The sequence below is a fragment of the Streptomyces sp. NBC_01260 genome (assembly GCF_036226405.1).
In the GTDB taxonomy this organism is placed as follows: domain Bacteria; phylum Actinomycetota; class Actinomycetes; order Streptomycetales; family Streptomycetaceae; genus Streptomyces; species Streptomyces laculatispora.
The window spans coordinates 1064357-1084009 of sequence record NZ_CP108464.1; the positions used below are offsets into that span (position 1 = coordinate 1064357).

Annotated in this window: 22 protein-coding genes and 1 pseudogene; 9 read left to right on the forward strand and 14 right to left on the reverse strand. The window is 69.2% G+C overall.

Annotated elements, in window-relative coordinates:
- Positions 1–72: 72 nt before the first annotated feature.
- From OG322_RS04725 to OG322_RS04735, 3 genes are all read right to left on the reverse strand, one after another.
- A complete protein-coding gene (locus tag OG322_RS04725; protein ID WP_329306083.1) occupies positions 73–1008 on the reverse strand; it encodes an RICIN domain-containing protein in 936 nt (311 codons plus the stop codon).
- A gap of 294 nt (positions 1009–1302) precedes the next feature.
- Positions 1303–1452 (reverse strand): hypothetical protein, encoded by a 150-nt coding sequence (locus OG322_RS04730; RefSeq protein ID WP_164494469.1) that lies wholly within the window; start codon positions 1450–1452, stop codon positions 1303–1305.
- Entirely contained in the window at positions 1443–1682 is a 240-nt protein-coding gene (locus OG322_RS04735; RefSeq protein ID WP_164494468.1) for a hypothetical protein, read from the reverse strand. Before OG322_RS04735 ends, OG322_RS04730 begins: the two co-directional genes overlap by 10 nt.
- Positions 1683–1688: 6 nt before the next feature.
- Between OG322_RS04735 and cas2e the strand changes: the two are divergent.
- A pseudogene (gene cas2e, locus OG322_RS04740) lies at positions 1689–1964 on the forward strand (type I-E CRISPR-associated endoribonuclease Cas2e); the annotation flags it as partial.
- 112 nt (positions 1965–2076) lie between these two features.
- On the opposite strand, the gene murJ reads toward cas2e, so the two are convergent.
- Positions 2077–3765: a murein biosynthesis integral membrane protein MurJ gene (murJ, locus tag OG322_RS04745; RefSeq protein WP_266413076.1), complete on the reverse strand. Its 1689-nt coding sequence runs from the start codon at positions 3763–3765 to the stop codon at positions 2077–2079.
- Positions 3766–3960: 195 nt separating this feature from the next.
- On the opposite strand from murJ, the gene OG322_RS04750 reads away from it, so the two are divergent.
- The gene (locus tag OG322_RS04750) at positions 3961–4197 is read left to right on the forward strand and encodes a hypothetical protein (RefSeq protein WP_123463854.1); all 237 of its coding nucleotides are present in this window, start codon (positions 3961–3963) and stop codon (positions 4195–4197) included.
- A gap of 58 nt (positions 4198–4255) precedes the next feature.
- Here OG322_RS04750 and OG322_RS04755 read toward each other — a convergent pair whose 3' ends face one another.
- The 5 genes from OG322_RS04755 to OG322_RS04775 all read right to left on the reverse strand — a co-directional run bounded on the left by OG322_RS04755 (position 4256) and on the right by OG322_RS04775 (position 8052).
- Positions 4256–5128 (reverse strand): amino acid ABC transporter permease, encoded by an 873-nt coding sequence (locus tag OG322_RS04755; RefSeq protein WP_329306084.1) that lies wholly within the window; start codon positions 5126–5128, stop codon positions 4256–4258.
- The gene (locus tag OG322_RS04760) at positions 5125–5769 is read right to left on the reverse strand and encodes an amino acid ABC transporter permease (protein ID WP_329306085.1); all 645 of its coding nucleotides are present in this window, start codon (positions 5767–5769) and stop codon (positions 5125–5127) included. Before OG322_RS04760 ends, OG322_RS04755 begins: the two co-directional genes overlap by 4 nt.
- Positions 5770–5785: 16 nt before the next feature.
- Positions 5786–6697 (reverse strand): glutamate ABC transporter substrate-binding protein, encoded by a 912-nt coding sequence (locus tag OG322_RS04765; protein WP_123463848.1) that lies wholly within the window; start codon positions 6695–6697, stop codon positions 5786–5788.
- A gap of 14 nt (positions 6698–6711) precedes the next feature.
- Complete coding sequence (locus OG322_RS04770) at positions 6712–7455, reverse strand: amino acid ABC transporter ATP-binding protein (protein ID WP_123463837.1); 744 nt, start codon at positions 7453–7455, stop codon at positions 6712–6714.
- 156 nt (positions 7456–7611) lie between these two features.
- Positions 7612–8052: a DUF6278 family protein gene (locus OG322_RS04775; protein WP_123463834.1), complete on the reverse strand. Its 441-nt coding sequence runs from the start codon at positions 8050–8052 to the stop codon at positions 7612–7614.
- 469 nt (positions 8053–8521) lie between these two features.
- Here OG322_RS04775 and OG322_RS04780 point away from each other — a divergent pair, with 469 nt between their 5' ends.
- Together OG322_RS04780 and OG322_RS04785 are read left to right on the forward strand one after the other, a co-directional pair.
- Positions 8522–9718 carry a Cmx/CmrA family chloramphenicol efflux MFS transporter gene (locus OG322_RS04780; RefSeq protein WP_329306086.1) on the forward strand — a complete coding sequence of 399 codons (1197 nt, stop codon included), beginning with the start codon at positions 8522–8524 and terminating at the stop codon, positions 9716–9718.
- Positions 9711–9980 (forward strand): mycoredoxin, encoded by a 270-nt coding sequence (locus OG322_RS04785; protein ID WP_123463829.1) that lies wholly within the window; start codon positions 9711–9713, stop codon positions 9978–9980. The genes OG322_RS04780 and OG322_RS04785 overlap by 8 nt, the downstream gene beginning before the upstream one ends.
- A gap of 13 nt (positions 9981–9993) precedes the next feature.
- Here the strand turns inward: OG322_RS04785 and OG322_RS04790 are convergent, their stop codons facing one another.
- The 4 genes from OG322_RS04790 to OG322_RS04805 form a co-directional block, all read right to left on the reverse strand.
- Entirely contained in the window at positions 9994–10773 is a 780-nt protein-coding gene (locus OG322_RS04790; RefSeq protein ID WP_329306087.1) for an exodeoxyribonuclease III, read from the reverse strand.
- Between the two features lie 47 nt (positions 10774–10820).
- On the reverse strand, positions 10821–11474 hold the full coding sequence (locus OG322_RS04795; protein ID WP_185095558.1) for an MBL fold metallo-hydrolase: 654 nt from the start codon (positions 11472–11474) through the stop codon (positions 10821–10823).
- A 22-nt stretch (positions 11475–11496) separates the two neighbouring features.
- Positions 11497–12774, reverse strand: a complete 1278-nt coding sequence (gene pcaDC, locus OG322_RS04800) for a bifunctional 3-oxoadipate enol-lactonase/4-carboxymuconolactone decarboxylase PcaDC (RefSeq protein ID WP_123463823.1) — start codon at positions 12772–12774, stop codon at positions 11497–11499.
- Between the two features lie 1229 nt (positions 12775–14003).
- Positions 14004–14873, reverse strand: a complete 870-nt coding sequence (locus OG322_RS04805; RefSeq protein ID WP_329306088.1) for a hypothetical protein — start codon at positions 14871–14873, stop codon at positions 14004–14006.
- On the opposite strand from OG322_RS04805, the gene OG322_RS04810 reads away from it, so the two are divergent.
- Genes OG322_RS04810 through OG322_RS04830 form a run of 5 tightly spaced genes read left to right on the forward strand, consistent with a single transcriptional unit; the run spans position 14844 to position 18144 of the window.
- A complete protein-coding gene (locus tag OG322_RS04810; RefSeq protein ID WP_329306089.1) occupies positions 14844–15554 on the forward strand; it encodes an ATP-binding protein in 711 nt (236 codons plus the stop codon). The genes OG322_RS04805 and OG322_RS04810 overlap by 30 nt on opposite strands.
- Positions 15551–15958: a roadblock/LC7 domain-containing protein gene (locus OG322_RS04815; RefSeq protein ID WP_260146907.1), complete on the forward strand. Its 408-nt coding sequence runs from the start codon at positions 15551–15553 to the stop codon at positions 15956–15958. Before OG322_RS04810 ends, OG322_RS04815 begins: the two co-directional genes overlap by 4 nt.
- Entirely contained in the window at positions 15955–16323 is a 369-nt protein-coding gene (locus tag OG322_RS04820) for a DUF742 domain-containing protein (protein ID WP_123463817.1), read from the forward strand. The genes OG322_RS04815 and OG322_RS04820 overlap by 4 nt, the downstream gene beginning before the upstream one ends.
- On the forward strand, positions 16304–16912 hold the full coding sequence (locus OG322_RS04825; RefSeq protein ID WP_123463815.1) for a GTP-binding protein: 609 nt from the start codon (positions 16304–16306) through the stop codon (positions 16910–16912). The genes OG322_RS04820 and OG322_RS04825 overlap by 20 nt, the downstream gene beginning before the upstream one ends.
- Complete coding sequence (locus OG322_RS04830; protein ID WP_123463813.1) at positions 16909–18144, forward strand: cytochrome P450; 1236 nt, start codon at positions 16909–16911, stop codon at positions 18142–18144. Before OG322_RS04825 ends, OG322_RS04830 begins: the two co-directional genes overlap by 4 nt.
- Before the next feature lie 40 nt (positions 18145–18184).
- On the opposite strand, the gene OG322_RS04835 is transcribed toward OG322_RS04830, so the two are convergent.
- Positions 18185–19213 carry a terpene synthase family protein gene (locus tag OG322_RS04835; RefSeq protein WP_123463811.1) on the reverse strand — a complete coding sequence of 343 codons (1029 nt, stop codon included), beginning with the start codon at positions 19211–19213 and terminating at the stop codon, positions 18185–18187.
- Between the last annotated feature and the right edge of the window lie 440 nt (positions 19214–19653).

Consider the following 19653-nt stretch of genomic DNA (forward strand, 5'->3'; position numbering starts at 1 on the left):
GCCCCGGCGGGAGGATCCCCGCCGGGGCCTTCGCGGCTGCCCGGGTGGTGAACCCGGGCCTATGCCGCCGGGTCAGCCGATCACGGTCCAGCGGCTGTCGGGATCCGTACCGCAGTCGTCGAGCTGGAGCTGCGTGGCACGGGCCATGGAGTCGTCCTTGACCTCCATGCACAGGTTGTTGCTCGCGGCGTTGCGCACGCGCACCGTGCCGTCCCCCACCGGGTCCAGCCACCACAGCTGGTTGTCCCGTGTCGAGCCGTCGCAGCGCGCCTCGATGAGCTTCGTCGCGGGCGGCTGCGCCCCGAACATCGGGACGTCCAGGCACAGGCCGTCCTTGACGTTGGCGAACAGCACGAGGTCGGCGCCGCCGGGCCCCTGGCCCGCGCCGCGCACCGACATGCTCCAGAGCTGGTTGTCCTTGTCGGTGCCGTCGCAGTAGTACTGCATGATCGGCTGGTCCACAGCGCCCTTGCCGTAGCCGGAGACGTCGGCACACATGCCGCTGTGCGCGTTCTTCAGCAGCACGCGGGAACGGCTCGAGTCCGCGAGCGTGCTCTGCTTCTTCTCGTTCGGCGCTTCCTTCTCCTTCTCCTTCTCCTTCTCTTCCTCCTTCTTCTCCGCCTCCGGAGAGGGGGAGGTGACGGTGCCCGCGCGGGGGAGGGCTGCGCCCGCCCCCGCTCCGGCGCCGGCGGGGTGCTCCGCCGGCGCCTTCTTCCCGGTCTCCCGGCCGCCGGTCGGTGAGGAGGAGACCGAGGGGCTGATCCGCCGCAGCTGGGCGGCCTCCTGCGCGGCCAGGTGCTGTTTCTTGCCGTCCTCGTCCGACTGGTAGCTGCGCCACGCGCCGAGGCCCAGGGTGGCGCCCGCGGCGAGCGCGAGCAGGGCCGTGGCCCCGGCGATCCTGGTGCCCACACGGGAGCGTTCGCCCGGTTGCTGGGCGGTCTTCGTCAGCGCCTCGACGAACCGGGCCCGCTGTCGTCGCTTTGCGTCGTCCTGCTCGGTGTCACTCAACGCTCTTCCCCAAGTCAACGATGGTCCAACTGTCGGCAGCCGGCCGCTTCCGCTTCCGTCACTGCCGCCCCGCCCCCGTCCGATCCGTGCGTCAGCCAACCACCGCGCCCGCCGCCCCGGGTGGCACGCCGGACGCGGTGGGCACGGGATGGGCACGACTCGGACAGGGCCCGCGCGGCACGCTCGCCCCGGGGGCGGGGCACGCGTCCTTCCGCGCGAATCCGCACGGGGAGATTCTTTCACGGACCGCGCCCCCGGCGCGGCCGGGCGGTGCCCGGTTCGGCCACCCCGCGTTCACCGCGCCGCCGTCCCGTACAGCTCCCGGTCCCGGAGCAGTTCGGCCGCCTTCGTCAGCGCCGCCGAGAGCCGCCGCCGGTAGGTGCTGAAGGGCAGTCGCGCCCGGCTCGCCGCCGCCTGCCGGCTGCGCGGCCCGCTCAGAAGCACGCCGTTCGTTCCGAAACGAACTGCGCCTCCTCCAACCACTCCCCCGCACCGTCGCCGACATCCAACAACTCCTCGACTCGAACCACACCGACGAATGCCCCGACCCCGAAGAACAACTGGTCGCCCTTGGGGAGCCGGTCGTCGGCTCCGTACCCGCCGGCGTCAACGATGGAAACGCACCATGACTCACTCACCGGAAAGGCACGGCCCATCTCCTCGATGATCGTCATCTAAGGGCTGTCCCCGACCACCTACGCGGCGCCCTCACCCGTTGGCTCCTCGAAGTCACACCCGAGCTTTATGTCGGCACCGTCTCGGCCAAAGTCCGCGACGAGCTCTGGGCAGCCGTATCCGCCTGCGCCGAGGACGGCATCGCAGTCCTCGCCCATCCCGCAGACAACGAACAAGGCTTCCAGCTACGGACAGTTGGCGCCCGCCGCCGTGAGCCCGTCGATTTCGACGGCCTCACACTCATCGCCTTCCGGAGAGAAAGCCAAGAAATGGCAGTACCTGCCCATGCTCCCTTACCGGTCCAAATGAGTTGTGTGCATCGTGAAGTTGCCGGTAACGGGCTGGTGTGCGGGTGTCTTGCCGTGCTCGCGCTGGTCGGCCGGTGGGCGGCTCTCAGCTCCGCCGCAGCCGGCTCCGGACGGCCGCCAGCGCGGCGCTGACCTCCGTCAGCCGCAGCGGACGGGCCAGCAGCGCCACCACCAGGAGGAGGACCGCGACCCCCGCGGCCGCCGCGCCGAAGTCCCCGAGCCCGGAACCCTCCGTGTCGACGGCACGGGCCGCCGCGTACGCCAGCAGCCCCGCGGGCACGCAGGCGGCCACCAGCCGCGCGTGCGCCCGCACTCCGGGCGAGCGCACCAGCGAGGGCCGGTCCACGCCGCTTCCGGAGACCCTTCGGTGCAGTACGTACGCGGTGACGGCGAAGCCGGCGAACAGCGCGACGGAGTACGCCCCGGCCATTCCCGTGACCGCCCAGCGCGGTGGCAGCACCAGGTACGCGGCGACCGCGAGGCCGGCGTTGAGCGCCGCGATGACCAGGTTCAGGAAGAACGGGGTTCGGGTGTCGCTCATCGCGTAGAACCCGCGGGAGAGCACGTACTGCCCGGAGTAGGCGATGAGCCCCGGTGCGAAGGCCGCCATCATGCCCGCCATCACGGTGATGTCGGCCGGGCCGGTCTCTCCGTGGCCGAACACCGCTCCCATCACCCACGGCGCGAGCGCGAGCAGCGCGGCGGCGGCCGGGATCACCGCCGCGGCCGAGGTCCGCAGCGCGTACGAGACGTCCCGCCGCACCCCGGACAGATCGCCCTCGGCCGCCGCCCTGCTCATCCGCGGCATCAGTGCCGTGACGAGGCTGACGGTCACGATGCCCTGCGGCACCACCCACAGCTGGAAAGCGTAGGTGTACGCGGTGTAGCCCGCGCCGCCCGCCACGTTCTGGTCCACGGCGTGCTGGCCGGTCGCGGTGGAGAGCCGGGTCACCACCCAGTAGGCGGCCTGGTTGGTCAGCACCAGCATGACGAGCCAGCCGGCCGCGCGCAGCGGCCGGGTGAGGCCGCTGCCGCGCCAGTCGAACCGCGGCCGCCAGCGGAACTTCGCGGCGCGCAGGGCGGGTACGAGCGCCAGGGTCTGCACAGCGATCCCGGCCGTGGTCCCCCAGCCGAGCAACTGGGCCTGCGCGGCGGTCAGACTGCCCTCCGAGCCCGCCGCGATCCAGAGGTAGAGCCCGAACACGCCGATGATCACGACGTTGTTGAGGACCGGGGTCCACATCATCGCCCCGAACCTGTTGCGGGCGTTGAGCACCTGCCCGAGCAGGGTGAAGAGTCCGTAGAAGAGGATCTGGGGCAGGCAGTAGCGGGCCAGGGCGATGGTGAGTTCGGCCTGGTCCCCGCGGTAGGTGGGGGCGTACAGGGAGATGATCAGCGGGGCGCCGACGACGGCGAGCGCGGTGAGGGCGAGGAGCCCGGCCGTGCAGAGGGTGAGGAGCCGGTCGGTGTACGCGGCCCCGCCGTCGGCGTGTTCCTTGGCGACCCGGACCAGTTCGGGGACGAATACGGCGTTCAGGGCGCCGCCGATCAGCAGCATGTAGAGGATGTTGGGCAGGGTGTTGGCGACCGTGTAGCCGTCGGCCGGCACTCCGGTGCCGAGCGCGGCGACGACGACCGCCGAGCGTATGAATCCCGTGGCCCGCGAGACGACGGACCCGGCGGCCATGACGGCACCGCTGCGCAGCACCGAGCCCGAGCCCGGCTGCTCGCGCTCCTGCGTGGCGACCCCGGTGCTCGCGTCCGCGGCCGTCACCGGTGCGCCGGGCAGGGCCGGAACGTCCGGTACGGGGTTGTGCCGGGCTGCTCCGCGCACCGATGTCTCCCACTCTCCGAAAGTCCCCACGGCCTCCTCGCCGGTGCCGGCTTGCGGCGCGGCGGTGCGACGGGGCGGTCGTCGGGATCGAAGGGGGGAGAATATCGGACGCGGAGAACCCGGCTGTTCACCGGTGTGCACGAGCGGACCGTGGACCCGCCGGTGCGTTCCGGGCGGACGCCGGGCCGGCCGTTCCCCGTGGTTCCGGAGTTTTCCTCCGGCTCCCACGGCGACCCGGCCGGTCACCGACGCGCCCTGATAGCCGACATGGTCGGCCCGTTGCGCACCGAGCACAGCCCGGCCGGCTCACAGCTGACCTTCCCCTCGCCGGCGCGGACCGGCGTGCGGTCCGTGCCGTTGCGCGAGAAGTGATCACCGGCTGCTGCCGGGCGGGCACCGCTCCCGGGTACCGCCTCGCGGCGGTTCCCGGCTACTGCGCTCCCGGCAGGAGCGTTCCTGGACCGGCCGGTGCGACGTCCACCGCCTCGGTCCTCGGATTGCGCCGCTGCCGCTTGGCCACCCAGGTGGCGAACCAGGAGAGCAGCATGCACATCCCGATGTAGATCGGCGAGATCACCATCACCACGGGGATGAAGGGAAGATCGTAGTCGAGGTTGGAGGCGATGAGCTTCCCGGCATGGAGGAATTCCTCGTATGTGATCAGATAGCCGAGCGAGGTGTCCTTCAGCGCCACCACCAGCTGGCTGATGATGGTGGGCAGCATCGCGCGCACCGCCTGCGGGGCCAGGACGAAGGTCGTGACCTGCATCTTGCGCATGCCCAGGGCGAACGCCGCCTCGTGCTGGCCGCGTTCCACCGAGTTGATGCCGGTACGGAACACCTCGGCGAGCACCGAGCCGTTGTACAGGGTCAGCCCGGCGACCAGGGCCGGCAGCGGCTGCACCTTCAGCGCGACGAAGATGAAGAAGATCATCACCAGTACGGGCATGGCGCGGAAGAACTCGACGAGGACCGTGGCGGCCCAGCGCACCGGCCGGTGGTCGGAGAGCCGCCCGACGGCGAGGACGGCCCCGAGCGCCAGCGACAGCACCGCGGCGATCGCGAACGCCTTGAGGGTGTTGCCGAGGCCGCGCAGCAGCAGTTCCTGGATGCCCTTGTACTCGAAGGGCGACCATTTGGCGCTGGTGAACTGGCCGGTGTCGAAGAGCAGGTAGATGACCCAGCCGACCAGGGCGAGGATCAGGACCGTCGAGACGACCCCGTAGACGAGGTGCCGTCTGCGGCTCAGCGGTCCGGGGATGTCGTAGAGCGCGGTGGCGGAGGGTGCGGAGTGGGTGGTCATCGGGCGACTCCCCAGCGCTTCTCCATCACGTTGAACACCGCGCTGATGGACAGCGTGATGATCAGGTAGCCGACGGCGATCCAGACGAAGGTCCAGATGATGCTGTATCCCAGCTCGTTGAGGGTCTTGTAGGTGCCGAGCAGCTCGGTGACGCTGAACGCCCCGGCGATCGCCGAGTTCTTGGCCAGCGCGATGAGCGTCGAGCCGATCGGCGGGATCACCGAGCGGAACGCCTGCGGGAGCACCACGTTGCCGAGCGTCTGCCCGAACGTCATACCGAGGCTGCGTGCCGCCTCGCCCTGGCCCTTGGGCACGGTGTTGATCCCGGAGCGCAGCACCTCGCAGATGAAAGCGGAGGTGTAGCAGCCGAGAGCCATGACCGCGAAGACCTTGAACGGCAGCACCAGGCCGAAGCGCGGCAGACCGAGCAGCACGGCGAAGAAGAGCAGGGTAAGCGGGGTGTTGCGCAGCACCGTGACCCAGACCGCGCCGAGCACCCGCAACGAGCCGACGGGCGCCACCCGGCAGGAGGCCATCACGAAGCCGATGACCATCGCCAGGATCGAGGCGTAGACGGTGAGTTCGAGGGTTCCGAGGAAGCCCTCGCCGTACAGCGCGAAGTTTTCGGTGAGTACGTCCACGGTTCTGGTCGTCCTCTCAGGTCGCCGGGTAGCGGTCGATGGGCGGCGGCTTCGGTGCGGGCACCCCGGAGAGGCCGAGCGTGGCCTCGAAGGCCTTCTTCCAGTTGCCGTTCTTCTCGTTGGCCTCCAGCGCGTCGTTGAGCGCGAAGCGCAGCGCGTTGTCGCTGCGCGGGACGCCGATGCCGTACGGCTCCCGGGAGAACGGCTTGCCGACGACCTTCATCTCGTCGGGCGCCTTGGCCGCGAAGCCCAGCAGGATCGCGTCGTCCGTGGTGACGACGTCGACCTGGTAGGTCAGCAGGTTGTCGACGCAGATGGAGTACGTGTCGTAGGCGACCAGGTCGGCCTTCGGGTAGTCGGCGGCGATCCGCTGGTACGGGGTCGAACCCGCCGCCGAGCAGACCGTCTTGCCCGCCAGGTCCTGTGGGCCGTGGATGTCGTTCTCGTCCGTGCGGACCAGCAGCCCCTGGCCGGCCATGTAGTAGGGGCCGGCGAATCCGACGAGCTTCTTGCGCATGGCGTTGATCGTGTAGGTGCCGACGTAGTAGTCGATCTGCCCGTTCTGCAACGCCGTCTCGCGGTTGGCCGAGGCGATCGTCTTGAACTGGATCGTCTTCGGGTCGAAGCCCAGCGAGGCCGACATCATCCGGGCGATCTCGATGTCGAAGCCGGAGTAGACCCCGGTGGCGGGGTCCTTCTCGCCCAGGTAGGGCTGGTCCTCCTTGGCACCCACCCGCAGGTATCCGCGTTTCTTCGCCGTCGTCCAGGTGCTGGAGTCCGGCAGCCGGAAGCCGGTGTCGACCTGGTAGACCGGCAGCGCTTCGGCCTTCGGCCCCTTCACCGGCGGGCTGCCTTCCTTGCCGCAGCCGGCGGCGAGAACGGCCAGCAGGAGGGCGGCACAGGCGGCCAGTACTTTCCTCGTACGCAACACAGGGCCTCCCGTCAGTGCTTGAGGATCTTGGACAGGAAGTCCTTGGCGCGGTCGCTCTCCGGTGCGGTGAAGAAGTCCTCCGGGGTGCGGTCCTCGATGATGCGGCCGTCGGCCATGAAGACGACCCGGTTGGCGGCGGACCGGGCGAACCCCATCTCGTGCGTGACGACGACCATCGTCATGCCCTCCCGGGCGAGCTGCTGCATCACTTCCAGCACCTCGTTGATCATCTCCGGGTCGAGCGCCGAGGTGGGCTCGTCGAAGAGGAGCGCCTTGGGGTCCATGGCGAGGGCGCGGGCGATGGCCACGCGCTGCTGCTGGCCGCCGGAGAGCTGGGCCGGGAACTTGTCGGCCTGCGAGGCGAGTCCCACCCGTTCCAGCAGTTCGCGGGAGCGCTGGTCGGCCTCGTCCTTCTTCCGCTTGCGGACCTTGAGCTGGGCCAGCGAGACGTTCGCCAGTACGGTCTTGTGCGCGAACAGGTTGAACGACTGGAAGACCATGCCGACTTCGGCTCTCAGCTGCGCGAGGCCCCTGCCCTCCTCGGGAAGAGGCCTGCCGTCGAGCGTGATGTGGCCCGACTCGATCGTTTCGAGCCGGTTGATGGTCCGGCAGAGCGTTGACTTGCCTGAGCCGGAGGGGCCGATGACCACCACCACCTCCCCGCGGCCGACGGTGAGATTGATGTCCTGCAGTACGTGCAACTTTCCGTAGAACTTATTGACGTCACGCAGCTCGATCAACGGATCGACGGCCATACGCTGCCCTACCCACTTATCGCTTGGTCGAGGTCAGCGCAAACTATCCATCCCGGCAAGGGACTTCACACCCGACACGCGTAAATGGGGCATAAGGCGTTTTATCTCGTCGCAGCGCGGATCCGGGCGGGGACCACCCCGATCCGGACGGCCGCCTCAGCCCTCGGCCGACTCCGAGTAGATCTGGGACAGCTCCGGGCTGCCCGACATCGCCCAGCCCAGACCGGCCTCCACCACATCGATCTCGCGTCCGGAGGCGAGCCGCACCACGGGCTGGCCGCTCGGCCAGATGTGCCAGAGCGCGCCGGGAACGTTGCGCACCAGGACCGTTCCCAGGTAGAGCCCCGCGTCATTGCCCAGCCAGGGCAGCTCCTCCGGGTCGTCGCGCCAGCGCGGTGGCAGCTGGTCCAGTGCCGCCAACGAGGCCGGACTGTCGTCGAGTTCGAGCCCGCGCTCCCCGGCCCGGACGCGGAGCAGGTCACATTCGGCGAGCAGTTGGGCCACGCCTTCCGGATCGGCGTCGACGGCGGCGGCGAGCCCCGCCTCCCGCGTACCGTCGTGACGCTTACGCCAGTTGTCCAAGAAAGGGATGTTCATACCGCTCAGGGTCGCATCCCGGCCCTGATCCGCACCACAGGACGCGCGGTCTGTCGTTCGAGCACGGAACACCTGATGTACCTCGCACGTTCACCCGGACACGTCCGGCGGCCTCGGACGCAGGCCGGGAAAAGGGGTGGTGACATCCCGCCGCGCACTGATAGGTTCACGATCATGTGCAGCCCCGAATCGGACAGAAGCTAGCCACCGGTCCCCGGTGGCCTCCCGACCGGCCGGACCCCGTCCGCCCAGGTCACACACGGTTGCCACCCCGGACCCATGCGGTTGCGGGTTGCGCTTCGGCGTACGCACAAGGGTGAAGATTCCCCGGCCGTCACAGCTCCGCCGATGTGCCGTGTCACGGCCACGATCACAGTGACCGTTCCGCCGCGTTGCCGCTCGTCATGCGAGCGGGTGCGGCCCGCATCCCCAACCGGTTCTGTCCATCAGCCGTCCATGGGGTTCCTTCATGCCATTTTCCGTATACGCGCTCGGGCTCGCCGTCTTCGCCCAGGGCACTTCCGAGTTCATGCTGTCCGGCCTGCTGTCGGGCATCTCCGATGACCTGCATGTCTCCATCCCCGCCGCAGCCCTGCTGACCTCGGCGTTCGCCGTCGGGATCGTGATCGGGGCGCCGCTGATGGCGCTCCTGGGGCGCAATTGGCCCCGTCGGCGCGCCCTGTTGTTCTTCCTCTGCGTCTTCGCGGCCGTCCATGTCATCGGCGCGGTCACCAGCAGCTACGGTCTGCTGCTCGCGACGCGGGTCGTCGGCGCGCTGGCGAACGCCGGCTTCTGGGCGGTCGCCCTGGTGACCGCGGTCGCCCTGGCCGGGCCCGGGGCGCGGGCCCGTGCCACCTCCGTGGTGGTCGGGGGTGTCACCGTCGCCTGTGTGGCAGGGGTGCCGGCCGGGGCGTGGCTGGGCGCCCAGTGGGGGTGGCGGGCGGCCTTCTGGGCCGTCGCCCTCGTCTCACTCCCGGCGATCGCCGTCATCGCGGCGGCGATTCCGGCGGGGCGGCCCCCGTCCGCCCTGGCGAGCGCACACGCCGAGCTGCGGAGCCTGGCGGGGCGCGGGCTGCAGCTGACCCTGCTGACGAGCGCACTCGTCCAGGGCGCGACCTTCTGCGCGTTCTCGTATCTCGAACCGATCGCCACACATGTCACCGGGTTCGGCGCCGCGTGGGTGCCCGCCCTGCTCGCCCTGTTCGGGGTCGGCTCGTTCATCGGGGTCGCCGTCTGCGGCCGGATCATCGATTCCCGGCCGGTCGCGCTGACCGCGGCCGGGCTGGTGTCGCTCGCCGTCGGCTGGGCCCTGTTCGCGTGGACGGCGGGGAGCCCCGCGGCGGTGTTCGTGCTCGTTCTCGTCCAGGGGATGCTGGCGTTCGGCACCGGCACCGCGCTGATCTCGCACGTGTTCCGCCTGGCGGCCGGTGCGCCCACCCTGTCCGGTTCGTTCGCCACCGCGGCGTTCAATGTGGGCGGCGCGCTCGGCCCCTGGATCGGCGGGCTCGCGATCGATGCGGGGTTCGGCTTCCGGGCACCGCTCTGGGTGAGCGCGCTGCTGATGATCCTGGCGCTCGGCACCGCCGGAGCCGCGCGGGCCTGCCGCCCGGCCCCGGCACTAGGATCTGGCGCACACGCATACGAACAGGAGAGTCCGAGTGGCTGAGGACCGTGCCGGTGTGGTCGTCTACTGGCGGCCCGGCTGCCCGTACTGCATGAAGCTCCGGCTGCGCCTGCGGTTCACGAAGCTGGAATACACCGAGGTCAACATCTGGCGGGACCCCGAGGCTGCCGCGTTCGTCCGCTCCGTGGCGGACGGGAACGAGACCGTGCCGACGGTCACCGTGGGCGGGAAGGCCATGGTCAACCCGTCGAAACGCCAGGTGGTGGAGGCCGTACGGGCTCAGACGCCCGGGGCGGGCGCCTGAGCACGGGCCGTGCTCAGAGGTCGAGGTCGACGACCACCGGGGCGTGGTCGGACGCGCCCTTTCCCTTGCGCTCCTCGCGGTCCACGTAGCTGTCCTTGACGGCGGCGGTGAACGGGGCGTTGCCGTAGACGAGGTCGATCCGCATGCCCTTGTTCTTCGGGAAGCGCAGCTCGCGGTAGTCCCAGAAGGTGTACGGGCGGTCGTACTTCAGGGGGCGCGGCATGACGTCGGCGAGGCCCTCCTCGCGCAGCGCCGCGAGGGCGGCCCGCTCGGCGGGGGTGACGTGGGTGGCGCCCTCGAAGAGGGCCGGGTCCCAGACGTCCTCGTCGGTCGGGGCCACATTGAAGTCGCCGATGACCGCGAACGGCAGCGCCCCGGCGGTGTCCACCGCGACCGCCTTCCGCAGCGCCTCGAACCAGCGCAGCTTGTACGCGTAGTGCTCGTGCTCGACCTCCCGGCCGTTGGGCACGTACACCGACCAGAGGCGGACGGGGCCGCAGGTCGCACTGATCGCGCGGGGCTCCTGCACGGCGTCGTACTCGGGCCCGTCCGGCAGGCCCGTCACGACGTCGGACAGGCCGGCCCGGGAGACGATCGCCACCCCGTTCCACCGGCCGGTCGCGTTGACCGCGGACTCGTAGCCGAGCTCGCGGAGCGCCGCCGCGGGGAACTGCTCGGCGGTGCACTTGGTCTCCTGGATGCACAGCACGTCCGTGCCGGTGCTCTCCAGCCAGGCGAGCAGCCTCGGCAGTCGGGCGGTGATCGAGTTGACGTTCCAGGTGGCGATGCGCATGTACGTAAACCTAGCGGCTGCCACTGACAGCCGCCGGGCGCCGTCCCTCATACACCCATCGAGTCCCCCGGTGCCAGCCGTCCGTGGTCGGTACCGCCGAGGTCGCCGATCTGGGTGTCGTAGATCGGGCGGGCGAGATCGGTGAGCAGCGCGTCGTGGATGTCGATGGCGCGGCGCGGCTTGACCTCGCGGACGTAGTCGATAACCTCCGAGATCTTGTTCCACGGAGCCATCACCGGAAGCATCAGGGTGTCGACCGGGCGGTCGGGCACCGTGAGTGCGTCGCCGGGGTGGAAGAGCGAGTCGTCCACCAGGAAGCCAATGTTGGTGATCCTCGGGATGTCCGGGTGGATCACCGCGTGGAGTTCGCCGTGCACCTGGACGTCGAACCCGGCGGCCGTGAAGGTGTCGCCGTGGCCGACGGTGTGGACGCGCCCCGGGAACGCCGCCCCGAGCTGCCCGGCCACGCTGCGCAGGGTCCAGATCTCGGCGGCCGGGTTGGCCTCCAGACCGGCCCGGAGGCGCTCCTCGTTGAAGTGGTCGGGGTGCTCGTGCGTCACCAGGATCGCCTCGGCACCGACCGCGGCGTCCTGCTCCGAGAAGCCGCCCGGGTCGATGACGAGCGTGCGCCCGGCCTTCTCCAGACGGATGCAGGAGTGGGACTTCTTGGTCAGCGTGAGCGCGAACGGCTCGGGATTCACAGCGTTCATGTCTCCCATCCTGCTACGCGGGCGGTGTCGTTTCGGCCTGAATCACCGACTGCGCGATCGTGAAGGCCGCGCCCGCGGCCGGAATCCCGCAGTACACGGCCGTCTGCAGCAGGACCTCCCGGATCTCGGCCGGGGTGAGGCCGTTGCGCAGGGCCGCGCTGACGTGCGCGGCCAGGCCCTCCAGATGTCCGGAGGCGACCAGCGCGGTGAGCGTGACGGTGCTGCGCGTGCGCCGGTCCAGCCCCTCCCTGCTCCACACCTCGCCCCAGGCGTAGCGGGTGACGAGCTCCTGGAAGCCGTCGGTGAAGTCGTCGGAGGCGGCCATGACGCCGTCCACATGGGCGTCCCCGAGGACCTCGCGGCGGATCCTCATGCCCGGCTGATACGGGTCGGCGCGCCCCTCGGAGGGTGCCGCGGGCTGCGCGGTCGCCGCGGTGATCTCCGCTACGGGCAGCACGGGCGCGGAGAGCTGCGGGGCGACGGGGAGCACCGGGATGGCCGCCTGGGTGTCCTGCCAGGCCGCGGAGAAGTGGGTGAGCAGGAGGTCGGTGACGGCTCCGGGCTGCTCGACCGGGGCCAGGTGGGAGGCACCGGGGACCAGGGCGAGCCGGGCGTCGGGTATCCCCGCGACCAGGGTGCGGGCGTCGCCGGGGCCGGTGACCTTGTCCTCGGCGCCGACCAGGACGAGCGTGGGGACGCCGATGCGGCCCAGTTCCGTACGGATGTCGAAGGCGGCGAGGGCTTCGCAGGCGGCGATGTAGCAGCCCGGGTCGGTGGTGCGGACCATCTGGACGGCCCACTCGACGATGGCGGGCTGCGCGGCTGCGAACCCCGAGGTGAACCACCGCTCCGGAGCGGTGCGGGCCATCGGTTCCAGCCCGTTGGTCCGGACGATCACCCCGCGCTGGCGGAATTCGTCGGCGCTGCCGAACCGGGCCGAGGAGGCCACCAGAGCCAGCGAGGCGACCCGGTGCGGGTGGCGGAGCGCGAGGTCGGCGCCGATCGCGCCGCCGATGGAGCAGCCCGCGTAGCCGAAGCGCTGGACACCGAGGCCGTCGAGGGTGGCGAGCAGCCGGTCGGTGAGTTCACCGACGGAGGTGGCCGGGTGGGCGGGTGCGCCGCCGTGGCCCGGGAGGTCGAAACGGAAGACTCTCCAGTGCTGGGTGAGCTCGGCTATCTGCCGGTCCCACATGTGCCATGTAGTACCCAGCGAGGGGCCGATCACCAGGGCCGGCGCGTCTTCTGGCCCGTCAAAGCGGTATTGCAGGTTCTCTGCCGTCGTCTCACTCACCCGTTCAGACTCCCATCTCTCACAATCTCTCACGACCGCGCGGTATGTCCCTCACCCGGCCCATGCAGCCGCCTCACACTGTGGCAGCGTCACGTAGATCCTCCACACCCGGCTTGACGTACCACTTTCTTCGTGGTTTTGACGTTCGTGTGCCCCGCCCGGCGAGCCGGCAGATGGTCCGGTACACCCTTGCCGGCGAGGTACGTGAAGCAGGACGCCCGAGCGTCGTGCAGGCGCACCTGGCGGAGCCCAGGCAGTTCCATGATCCGGTAAGCGCGAAGGGCGAAGTTGCTTGATGTTCCGAGCCTCCCCTGTCTCGTCCACCAGGACGTAGCCGGAGTCGAGGCAGTCCGGACCGAGGGCCAGCTTTTCCTTGGCCTGGAGAGACTTGAATGAACGGAGCGCATCCCACACCGGTACCGGCAGGGGAAGCTCTCGCTCTCCGGCCATCGACGTAGTACTGAAAGGACACTCCGTGATGTTCCCGGCGTTTGTAGTGGCTGATGCGGGCCCGTGCTTGGCTTCTCGTCGAGGGGAGCTACCAGCGGGCCGTGGACTGCGCCCACACTCGGCCGAGCAGCGGATCGAGTGGACGGAGAAGCTGACGGAAATGCGGTCCGCGGCCCAGGCCGGCGTGACGGCGCTCGAACGAGTGGAAGCGCTGATCCTGCAGGTCTGATCTCACCGGGCCGGCCCCGGCTCGTGCACGCGGCAGCCGCACCCGTCACTGCCCCGGCCCCGTCGACGGCGCGGTGCAGAAAGAAGTAGCGCTTGCTGCACGACAGTTTCGGGCCGCATCAGGCGGCATCCAGGACGTGGCCGTGAGCGGGGGCGCGGCCGGCCAGATCGCTGACAGGCGCCCGCAGCCTCGGGAGCGAACCCGGATGGCACGCCGGACAGCAGCCGAACTGCCTTAACCCATAAGGCAACTTATGACCGCTATACGCGGTGGCAGAGCGTGGCGGGATCCTCACTCCCGCAACTCGGCCGGTTTGATCTCCCCTGCCCGGCAACCTATATGCTCCGCGAATATGCCGCCCGGCACGGCCAGACCTGCTGGGCGTTCCATACGTCTGAGTGCAGTGTCCTCACACCGATCGTTCGCTCCGAAGGATTCAATGGAAATCTCCACTCCGCCTACGGCGGCGAGGGCCCCCATCGCCTGGTACAGCTGGTGGCTGATGCCACTGGGTCTGGGAGGCGGAACCGTCGCCGCCACGTTCATGAGTTCAGAGCGGATATCCGTTGCGGTCGCCGGTGCAGCGGCGACGTCCGCCGGCGCGTTGTGCGTGCAACTCCTTCTGCGCGCCCGCGCGCAACTGCGCCAGGCCAAGTCGGCTCACCAGACAGAACGAGACAGGCAGGCGCACGACTCGCAGCGGCAAATGGCCGAACTTCAGACGAGGTTCACCGCCCAGAGCACCACTCGCGAGGGGCATCACGCCGAGCAGACGAAGGCCCTCACCAAGCAACTGTCCGACCAGAATGGCGCGTTCGAGTCCCGACTCGAAGAGCGCGATGGTGCCTGGGAGGAACGGCTGAATCAGTTCCTGTCCGCGGTGACGCTGCTCGCCGACGAGCAACTGCCTTCGGGCATCGGACGGTTGCGCGCCGGTGATTCCATCGAAGATATTCTGCCGGCCTCGGATCAGCACAGCGGTGCTGACGACCAACTGCAGGCCGTTCTCACCAAGGTACTGCGCACCGCGCTGACGGGCGTCGAGGCGGAGCTGAACCGCTCCACGTCCGCCGAGCAAGCTGTCATCGGTGTCGGCAACCGCATCCAGGTGCTGACCAGCCAGCTCCGTGGGCGGCTCCACGAAATGCAGGGCGAGCACGACCGGTCCCCCGCTGTCGCTCAGAGCCTCATGGAACTCGACCAGGCCGTCGGCCCCGCTGACTGTCTGGCGGCCAGCCTCGTCGTACTCGGTGGTTCTGATCGGCCTGGCCGCCAGTGGCAGGAGCCCCAGCACCTGCGGAGCGTCGTGCGCGGCGGCATCGGCCGCGTCAAGGACTTCCGCCGTGTACAGGTGGATCAGCTGCCCGACCTCGGCGTGGACGGTGGCCTGGTGGATCACCTCACGCTGCTTCTCGCCCACCTGCTCGACAATGCCGCACGCTACTCGCCCCCCAGCGAGCTGGTCACCATCTCGGGCAAGGAGGTGCCCAACGGCGTCGGCATCCAGATCCAGGACCTGGGCAAGGGCCTGAGTGAGGAGAAGAAGCGCGAGACCGAACACGCGCTGGCGGGCACCTCGCCCGGAGCCGGTATCGGTGGCATCTCCGAGGACGCCAACGTCGGGCTGCGTGTCGTGGGCCGTCTCGCCCGCCGCTATGGAATCCGGGTCACGTTCGCCGACTCGCCGTGGCTGGGTACCTCCGTCGTGGTCGTTATCCCCCACAAGTACTTCAGCACGCTGCCCGGCCCTTCATCCGCCCCAGCTCCGGTGCCTGCCGTTCCCGCACCGAAGAGCCCCTCGGTGACGGACGTGGTCCGGCCTGCCGGCGAAGGCGCGGTGGAGACCACGCCAGGCGGTCTGCCCCGTCGCCGGCGCCGCAGTGACCCGACTCTCCAGTCTCCGCCGGCAGGGCCCACTGGGCGGACCGCTGACTCGGCCGTTCCCCCCGATTCCTCGTTCGCCGGCATGGCCGCCTTCGCCAACGCCGCGCGAGCACACACCACGGCCGCCACGTCCTCGGAACCCGAGGCCGCCGGTGTCTCCGGTTCGACCGCCGGTGGTACGTCCGCCGAGCACCGCACGGAAGAGAGCGACAAGTGACAACCACCAACGACGTGAGCTGGGCGCTCCGCGACTTCGTCGAGAGCATCAGCGAGATCCATTTCGCCATCGTCGCCTCCAGCGACGGCAAGGCCATCACCTCCTACGGCCATGATGACCGCGATGAGGTGGACCGGCTCGCCGCGGTGGTGGCCGGGCTCCAGTCGCTGGCGGGGCCGGTGTCGGAGCACTTCGAGAAGGACGCCGGGGGGTTGCGGCTGGCGATGATCGAAGTCGACGGCGGGTACCTGTTCGTCGTCCGTGCCGGCCTGGAGACGTATCTAGGTGTCGTCGCGCGGGAGGGCCTGGACCAGGGAGTTCTCGGGCACCAGATGAACGACCTCGCTCGCCGAATGGGTGAACTCCTCGGCACCACGCCGCGTCTGGAGGAGCACTCTGGATGAGTGCTGCCCGTGGGACCGACCCGTCCGGTCTGGAGCGCTTCTACGTCGTGACCGGAGGGCGCAGCAAGCCGGGCGATGTGGCGTCGACCCTCGATGTGGCGACCCTCGTGCTCTCACGTGCCGCCGCGTCCCAAGGTATGCAGTACGAGCACGAGGAGATCATCCGGCGCTGCCGTGAGCCACTGTCGGTGGCCGAGCTCGGGGCCCATCTCCACCTGCCGTTCAACGTTCTCGCGGTGCTGCTGTCCGACCTGTTGCAGGCGGGTCGCGTCGAGGCCCGCGACCCTATCTCGGCGCATGACGCCGCTCGCGGGCCCGACCTCGCGCTCCTGGAGGAAGTACTCAGTGGACTCCAACGGCTTTGACCAATCAGGGCAGCAGCTTGCGGCTGCGGGCGCCCGCTCGGTGAAGGTGATGATTGCCGGGGGTTTCGGTACGGGCAAGACCACCATGGTTCGCTCGGTCAGTGACATCAGGCCACTGACCACCGAGGAAACGCTCACGCAGGCCAGCGCCGACGTCGATCACCTCATCGGTGTAGCCGACAAGACGCAGACAACCGTCAGCCTCGACTTCGGCAGGATCAGCCTCAACGACACGTTGATGCTGTATCTGTTCGGAACGCCCGGCCAGGAGCGGTTCTGGTTCCTGTGGAACGGTCTGTTCAAGGGCGCACTCGGTGCCGTCGTCCTCGTGGACACCCGGCGGCTGGATTCCAGTTTCCGGGCGATCGAGGAAATGGAGCGGCAGAAGGTACCTTTTGTCATCGCGCTGAACGTCTTCCCTGACTCCCAGGCCTACCCGGCCGAGGAGATTCGGGACGCGCTGGACATCCCCGCGCACACTCCGGTCGTCCGCTTCGACGCCCGAAGCCGATCGGCGAGCCGTGATGTCCTGGTCACCCTGATCCGGCACCTGAAAGAGCACTCGGCGGCCGCCCTGGAGGGCCGATGAACGACCAGAGCTGGGCCCAGGGCGGCTGTCCCGTCGTCCACGGTGGGGACACCACCCGCCTCTACGGCCCCGATGCGGCGACTGATCCCCACACCATCTACGCGCAGTTGAGGCAGGACCACGGCTCGGTCGCGCCTGTACTGCTGGAGGGCGACGTCCCCGCCTGGCTGGTCCTCGGCTACCGGGAGGTCCGGCGTGTGCTGGACAACCCCTCCCACTTCAGCCGCGACTCGCGGATCTGGCGGGACTTCAACAAGGGCCTTGTCGATGCCACATCGCCCCTGATGCAGATGGTCGGGTGGCGCCCGGACTGCGTTTCGCAGGACGGCGAACCGCACCGGCGGCTGCGCGGCGCGGTGACGGACAACCTGTACGCCGTGGCCGGCCGGGGCATCCGCCGGCACGCCACTCACTTCGCGAATCAGCAGATCGACGCGTTCGCCGAGGCGGGCCGGGCTGACCTGGTCGAGGATTTCGCCGAGTACCTCCCGATGCTGGCACTGACCCGTGTTTTCGGGCTGGCGGCGAGAGATGGAAGGTCTTTGGCGGAGTCCAGCAAGCAGGTCATCAAGGGTGGTGCGGACGCGCTCACCCATAACGAGCACATCATGACCATCCTGGGCGAACTTGCCGCCCGTAAACGTGCAAACCCCGGATCCGATTTCACCTCCGGTCTCATCGAGCACCACTCCGGTCTCGATGAGGACGAGGTCGTCAACCACCTCCGCCTCGTGCTGATCACCGCCCACACCACGACCAGCAACGTGCTGGCCAGGACTCTCCAGCTGATCCTCACGGACACCGACTGGCTGTCCGGGCTGATCAGCGGGCGACTCAATCTGTCCACCGTGGTGGAGGAAGTGATGTGGAACTCTCCCCCACTCGCGGTACTCCCCGGGCGGTTCGCCACCGCCGACACAGAGCTCGGGGGCTGCCCGGTCAAGGAAGGCGATCTGCTTGTCCTGGGCCTCGCGGCCGGAAACCACGATCCGGAGATCCGCCCGGACGCCGGTGTCTCAGTCCGGGACAACGCCTCACACCTGGCCTTCAGCGCCGGCCCGCACGAATGCCCTGCGCAGAACATCGGTGCGGCCATCATCGAGACAGCGGTGGACGTCCTGCTCCACCGGCTGCCGGGGCTACGGCTGGCCGTGCCGCCGCAGCAGTTGACCTCCACAGCCTCGACCTGGGAGTCACGACTGGACTGCCTACCGGTCGAATTCCCCATCTGACGCGAGTGCCCGGCCGGGACCGACCCGGCCGGGCACTCCTTCAAATGGTCAGCAGATCGTCCACTGACCCACGCCCGGCCAGCTCAGCCGTGGCCACCGCGCCTTCCTTGTCGGCGTACCTGCCGGACGTCAGCGCCCACTCGTAATTGCCGTTGATCCAGTGCTGAATGGCCTCCACCCCCATCTCCACCCGTGATCGCTCGCCCGCATCGAGCCCGAGCTCGTCACACATCTGAGGAATCCGGGCCTCAAGCACGAGGTACTCCTCCAGGCACCGGGTCGTCATGCGGTGCGCCTCGTCGATGGCCTCCTGCCATGAGCAGTTCCGCTCCCGCTGCAGGACAGCAATGAGGTTGTGCCCGTCCCCCCGGCGCCGCTCGCGCTCGAAGGAGTGGACATCGTTCATGAACCCGATGGTGTCCGCCGCCAGGTCACGCATCCGTTCCATCAGCGGATGCGCCATCGCGGCCGGCGGCACCTCGAACGCGCGACTGCGCTCACCCGCGTCGATGCTGTGATGGATACCGACCGTCCGGCGCCGCAAGGCGGTGTATGCCTCAAGCCCGAGCGTCCCGGCACGCCCCTGGCCCGCGAGGTCCACCTCCTCGCAATGCGCCACCAGGAAGCGCCCCCAGGACGCGGCGAACCGCGTCTGCCAGGTCAGTGACATCCCCTGCGAGAGGTCTTCCCACACTTCGGCCCAGGCCACGGTGATGGGACACACCACCCGCGGCGCCGTGCCTGCGGGACGCAGCGGAGTGACGATCAGTTCCCGCGCTACCTCGGCTATTCGGTCCATCCGGTCCGGCCGCACGACGTCGAACTGATCATCGAAGAGGAAGGCCAACGAGAACCAGTTCATCAGGGTGCTCAAGTCCGCTGCCGAGGCGTGCGGGTAGGTGCGCGCCGCAGCCTGCGCAAGGTCCCAGGACCGGTACTCCTCGAATCCGGCCTGACTGCGTACCAGGCCCCTGTCCCGTACCCACCGCAGATGGCGCTCTCGGGCACATGCCAGATGCGGGCTGACCGGGGTGTTGAAGGGAAGGTCGAACCGCACGTCCTGAGGCATGTTGTGTCCTTTCAGATGATGAGACCTCGCGGCAGAGAAACCGGGGCCACCGCCGTCTCGAGTACAGCCGGCCCGGCCACCTTGTGAGAACGTCGAAGTGGATCAGGCAAGGCATCCACCACCGTAAATGATCTACAGTGCGGCCACTCGGCGAATGCGCCTACGCCCACCCGTTTTTGGTGGGGCGGCCTGACTGTCGCCCGGCCGGTGGCTACGCCGAAGCGTTACGCCACCAAAGGTGCCTGGGCCTGTTTCACAGGTGGATCTTTCGAGGTGCCACTGGCGGTAGCCCGCCATCGGTTCGCAGAGCGAATGGCTGAACGTCACCCGGTACATCCCGAGCGCCTTGGCGGCTTCAGCGGGGACTGGGCGTTGCGGTCCCGTAGTGCGGAGCCGCTCGGGTTCGGTATCGTCCACCGCGTGGACACCACCCGGCCGGT

Coding starts and splice junctions, on each gene's coding strand:
- OG322_RS04775 (WP_123463834.1), bottom strand. CDS start 8,052: ATGAACATCCCTTTCTTGGACAACTGGCGTAAGCGTCACGACGGTACG.
- OG322_RS04770 (WP_123463837.1), bottom strand. CDS start 7,455: ATGGCCGTCGATCCGTTGATCGAGCTGCGTGACGTCAATAAGTTCTAC.
- OG322_RS04735 (WP_164494468.1), bottom strand. CDS start 1,682: ATGACGATCATCGAGGAGATGGGCCGTGCCTTTCCGGTGAGTGAGTCA.
- OG322_RS04835 (WP_123463811.1), bottom strand. CDS start 19,213: ATGCCTCAGGACGTGCGGTTCGACCTTCCCTTCAACACCCCGGTCAGC.
- OG322_RS04790 (WP_329306087.1), bottom strand. CDS start 10,773: ATGCGCATCGCCACCTGGAACGTCAACTCGATCACCGCCCGACTGCCG.
- OG322_RS04780 (WP_329306086.1), top strand. CDS start 8,522: ATGCCATTTTCCGTATACGCGCTCGGGCTCGCCGTCTTCGCCCAGGGC.
- OG322_RS04830 (WP_123463813.1), top strand. CDS start 16,909: ATGAACGACCAGAGCTGGGCCCAGGGCGGCTGTCCCGTCGTCCACGGT.
- OG322_RS04755 (WP_329306084.1), bottom strand. CDS start 5,128: ATGACCACCCACTCCGCACCCTCCGCCACCGCGCTCTACGACATCCCC.
- OG322_RS04820 (WP_123463817.1), top strand. CDS start 15,955: ATGAGTGCTGCCCGTGGGACCGACCCGTCCGGTCTGGAGCGCTTCTAC.